2 protein-coding genes are annotated in these 579 nt (G+C 45.3%); one reads left to right on the top strand and one right to left on the bottom strand.

The features are described from left to right. A partial coding sequence (locus R8N47_RS26970) for a LysR family transcriptional regulator (RefSeq protein ID WP_318186337.1) occupies positions 1–408 on the bottom strand: 408 nt, incomplete at its 3' end. Between the two features lie 88 nt (positions 409–496). Here R8N47_RS26970 and R8N47_RS26975 point away from each other — a divergent pair. Then, positions 497–579 (top strand): chlorhexidine efflux transporter (locus R8N47_RS26975; protein WP_318186338.1); only part of this gene is annotated, 83 nt, incomplete at its 3' end.

The following is a 579-nucleotide window of genomic DNA, read 5'->3' on the forward strand; positions in this document are numbered from 1 at the left end:
CAGTTCAATAATGTCTGGGCTAGATGCCGTTAAACATTCGACTTGTAGTTGCGGAAATTGTTGCTCTAGGTTTTTAAGCACATCCGGTAATCGAGTCAGCGGAATCCCTTCATCAATCGCGAGAACAAGCTCGCTCGCCTGCGCAGAAAAGAGCTGAGTCGCTTTATTGTTTAATCGGTCGAGTTGACTGATCGCCGCTTGCGCGTAAGGCATCAGAGCATGGCCGTTCTCGGTCAGTTTGGGATAACGGCCGGAGCGATCAAACAGATCGACACCACAGTCGAGTTCCATGTTCATAATGTGTTGGCTTATCACGGATTGGGCTCGACCTAACTTTCTCGCTGCTGCGGAAAATGAGCCGGATTCGGATGTGGCAACAAACGCCTGCAATTGTTCGATAGTAAACATATCGTTTTTACCGATGGTATCTAACTTTTTATTATCTCAATCATAGATAAAATTTCAGTCATTGAGTAGAACAAATGGGTAGATAATCATGACTCGTAACGAACGAATTTTCCACGCAGTACTTTTTGAATTGATGGCGTTAGCGATCATTGTGCCTGCAGCTGCGTTGAT

The sequence above is a fragment of the Vibrio sp. 2132-1 genome, from assembly GCF_033344315.1.